The sequence below is a fragment of the Cellulosimicrobium cellulans genome (assembly GCF_042723955.1).
Taxonomy (GTDB): domain Bacteria; phylum Actinomycetota; class Actinomycetes; order Actinomycetales; family Cellulomonadaceae; genus Cellulosimicrobium; species Cellulosimicrobium cellulans_H.
In genome coordinates this window covers 2,686-6,003 of the sequence record NZ_JBHXIC010000147.1, presented here as the reverse complement: position 1 = coordinate 6,003, position 3,318 = coordinate 2,686, and the positions used below count along the sequence as shown (strand labels likewise).

Sequence of the window (3,318 nt, the reverse complement as noted above, 5' to 3'; positions counted from 1 at the left end):
CCGACGCGCGGCGGGGGCGCGGGCGCGCCCCCCGGGCGGGCGCGCCCCCGCCCGCCCCCCCCCCCCCGCCCCCCCGGCCCCCCCCCCCCCCCGGGGGGGGGCCCCCCCGTCCGTCGTGCAGGCAGAGGCGGCGTCAGCGCCGGGTCGAGGCAGGACACCAGTCGCTGCGCCCGGGAGGCGCCGCCGGGTCTGGCCGGGCTACTGCCGGACGAGCGGCGCCATGCCCGCCGAGCGCTCGACGGCGCCGTCGAGGCCGCAGGCCTCGAGCCAGTTCGCGAGCAGGCGATGGCCGCCCTCGGTGAGCACCGACTCGGGGTGGAACTGGACGCCGTGCAGGGGCAGGTCCTTGTGCTGGAGTCCCATGATGACGCCGCCGGAGGTCGACGCCGTCACCTCGAGCTCCGCGGGCACGGTGTCGCTCACGACGGCGAGCGAGTGGTAGCGCGTCGCGGTGAACGGGGCGGGGAGCCCGGCCAGGACGCCCTCGCCCTCGTGCTCGACGAGGCTCGTCTTGCCGTGCATGAGCTCGGGCGCGTGCGTGACCGTCGCGCCGTACACCTCGGCGAGCGCCTGGTGGCCGAGGCACACGCCGAGCATCGGCGTGCGCGAGGAGGCGCACGCGCGGATGACCTGCTCGCTCTGGCCCGCCTCCTTCGGGGTGCCGGGCCCGGGGGAGACGAGGACGCCGTCGAACACGGTGCCGTCGGCGTCGTGGAACCGGCCCTCGGCGTCGGGCTCGGGCACGGCGTCGTTGCGCACGACGACGGTCCGGGCGCCGAGCTGGTCGAGGTAGCCGACGATCGTGTAGACGAACGAGTCGTAGTTGTCCACGACGAGGATGCGGGTCTGGTGGGTCATCGCGTGGCCTCCACGGACACTGCGCCGGCGGCGTCGGTCTGGATGTTGGGGTCGTTGAACGGCATGTACTCGGACACGATCGGGAACAGCCACTCGAAGCACGCGAGCACGACGGCGGCCGCGAGGACGAGCAGGATCAGCGCCCGGACCCACGCGGGCCCGGGCAGCACGCGCCACAGCGCCCCGTACATCACGCGCTCCCTTCGGCCGCAGGGGCCGCCTGGCCGACCAGGTCGGGCGGCGTGCCGTCCTCGACGGGCATCCAGTAGTCCAGCTTGGCGTTGACGATGAACCGTGCCACGAGCGAGTTCAGCCCGATCGGGTGGCACGTCGTCAGGGTGAGGTACCGCTCGGTCGGCTCGACGCCGGGCTGCCACGGGACGGGCGCCACGGCCTCGACCTGGTCGGGCTTCACGGCCTGCATGTGGTCCACGCGGTACACGTACCAGACCCCGCCGGCCTCCACGACGATCGGGTCACCGATCTCGAGCTCCTCCACGTCGTGGAAGATCTTGCCGTACGTCTGCCGGTGCCCGGCGAGCGAGAAGTTGCCGACGTCGCCCGGCATGACGGTCTCGGGGTAGTGCCCCGCCTGGCCCTGGTCGAGGATCGAGCGCTTGTCCGTCCCCTCGGCGATCGGCATCATCTTGCCGTCCCAGCGCGGCACGTAGAGCGTGCCCCACACCTCGCCCAGCGGGGGCGCCTCCATGACGGGCGGCTCGTCGCGGCGCACTGCCGTCGCGACGTCCCCGGCGTCCGGCGTGGGTGCGTCCATCTCCTCCAGGACCTGCGCCTGCACGCGGTCCGCCTGCACGTCCGTCCACCAGAGCTGCCACACCACGTACAGCCCCAGCAGGATCCCGAGCGTGATGAGCAGCTCCCCGACGACGCCGACGACCGTCGAGACCGCGCCGCGACCCGAGGAGCGGCGGCCCGCGTGCCGCACCGGCGCGGGGGCGGTGGCCGTCACGACGCCACCGCGTCGGAGGGCCGGGCGTAGCGGAGCTCGAGCGCGCCCTCGTAGCCGGGGAGCTCGAGGTCGGACCGGTCCTCGACGGACCAGCCCAGGTTCACGGCGTCGACGTACTCCTGGTACACCTGCACGCCGGGCGAGCGCTCCAGGGCGTCGCGCAGCGCGTCGGGATCGCCCACGGCCTCCACGACGTAGGGCGGCGAGTACACGCGGCCGTGCAGCAGGAGGATGTTGCCCGCGCAGCGGAACGCCGACGTCGCGGTGACGCGCTGGCCCTGGAGCGTCATCGCCTCCGCGCCGCCGGCCCACAGGGCGTTGACGACGGACTGGATGTCCTGCTGGTGCACGACCAGGTCGTCCGGGCGGATCTGCGGCGGGTAGTTGCCCTCCGGGGGAGCGTCGTCGAGCGAGACGGACAGGCCCGTGCCGCTGACCGGCGTCGTGCCCGCCGCGACCGCGGTGCGCGACGCGAGGTCGGGGTCGACGCCGGCCGGCGCGTCGCCGGTCTGCGACAGTCCCTCGATCTCCTCCGTGAGCGCGTCGACCTGGGCAGAGAGGTTCGCCACGCGGTCCGACTCGCGGTCGACGAGCTGCGCGAGGTTCTCGGGGTGCCGCGAGTCCTCGCCCCGCGCGAGGCGCGCGTTGGCCGTGAACATCACGCCGGCGAGCGCGAGGACCAGCGCGACGGTCACGGCGGACCGGACCCTGCGGGAGCGCGGCGGCACGACGGGGCCGGCGGGCGACGGCGCGGGACCGGCCGCGACCGCCTCGGCGGGCTCGTCCGGCGTCGCGGAGGCGGGGTCGGTGCTGCTCACGCGACCGTCTCCTTCCTGGGCGGACGAGGTCGTCGGCCGTCTCTCCGATGTGTCTCTGCCGTGCGTCTGTCGTGTCGTCGTCGCCGCGACAGGGGCTTTGCCCGCGCGCGGTGTCCGTGCCTATTGTGTGCGCCCACTACGCTAGTCGACGAACGTCGTCCACGATCGTGACGGACCCGTGCTCCTACGGAGCGTCGCGGCGCGTCGACGACCTTCGCCCGAGCCATGCACGGTTCCTGCACGACGACGGCAGGCGTCCGCTCCCGCGGTGCGTCCCGACGCCGCCCGCAGCGGACCCCACCAGGACAGGAGCCCACCCTCGTGCCCGAGTCGAAGTCGCGCAAGAAGCCCAAGCCGCAGCGTCCGCCGAGCGTGCCCAAGCCCGAGTCGGGCAACCCGCGCTGGCTCGTGCCCACGATGCTCGGGCTGATGCTGCTCGGGCTGGCGTGGATCGTGCTGTTCTACCTCAGCGGGCCCGCGCAGCTCCCGATCCCGCTGCTGGGCGCCTGGAACCTCGGCGTCGGCTTCGCCTTCATCATCGCGGGCTTCGCGCTCACCACGCGCTGGAAGTAGGCGGTCCGACGGCGGGGGGGGCGGGCCGGGGGGGGGGGGCCGCGCCCCCCCCCGGGGCGCGGGGGTGAACCCCCCCGAGGCCACACACCTGAGTAAAAA

At 74.4% G+C, this 3,318-nt stretch carries 5 protein-coding genes; 1 reads left to right on the top strand and 4 read right to left on the bottom strand.

Going from position 1 to position 3,318, the window contains the following annotated elements; all coding sequences use genetic code 11:
- Positions 1–198: 198 nt before the first annotated feature.
- The 4 genes from ACFWH7_RS20560 to ACFWH7_RS20545 are packed head-to-tail and all read right to left on the bottom strand — an operon-like array spanning position 199 to position 2,646.
- The gene (locus ACFWH7_RS20560) at positions 199–858 is read right to left on the bottom strand and encodes an aminodeoxychorismate/anthranilate synthase component II (RefSeq protein WP_378219463.1); all 660 of its coding nucleotides are present in this window, start codon (positions 856–858) and stop codon (positions 199–201) included.
- Complete coding sequence (locus ACFWH7_RS20555; RefSeq protein WP_378219461.1) at positions 855–1,049, bottom strand: hypothetical protein; 195 nt, start codon at positions 1,047–1,049, stop codon at positions 855–857. Before ACFWH7_RS20555 ends, ACFWH7_RS20560 begins: the two co-directional genes overlap by 4 nt.
- Entirely contained in the window at positions 1,049–1,828 is a 780-nt protein-coding gene (locus ACFWH7_RS20550) for a class E sortase (protein WP_378219459.1), read from the bottom strand. The genes ACFWH7_RS20555 and ACFWH7_RS20550 overlap by 1 nt, the downstream gene beginning before the upstream one ends.
- Complete coding sequence (locus tag ACFWH7_RS20545) at positions 1,825–2,646, bottom strand: DUF881 domain-containing protein (RefSeq protein ID WP_378219457.1); 822 nt, start codon at positions 2,644–2,646, stop codon at positions 1,825–1,827. The genes ACFWH7_RS20550 and ACFWH7_RS20545 overlap by 4 nt, the downstream gene beginning before the upstream one ends.
- 321 nt (positions 2,647–2,967) lie before the next feature.
- On the opposite strand from ACFWH7_RS20545, the gene ACFWH7_RS20540 reads away from it, so the two are divergent.
- A complete protein-coding gene (locus tag ACFWH7_RS20540; RefSeq protein ID WP_378219455.1) occupies positions 2,968–3,219 on the top strand; it encodes a cell division protein CrgA in 252 nt (83 codons plus the stop codon).
- The last annotated feature ends 99 nt before the right edge of the window (positions 3,220–3,318 follow it).

What these genes read in the sequence shown, in the direction of transcription:
- ACFWH7_RS20560 (WP_378219463.1), bottom strand. Translation starts at nt 858, where the DNA reads ATGACCCACCAGACCCGCATCCTCGTCGTGGACAACTACGACTCGTTC.
- ACFWH7_RS20555 (WP_378219461.1), bottom strand. Translation starts at nt 1,049, where the DNA reads ATGTACGGGGCGCTGTGGCGCGTGCTGCCCGGGCCCGCGTGGGTCCGG.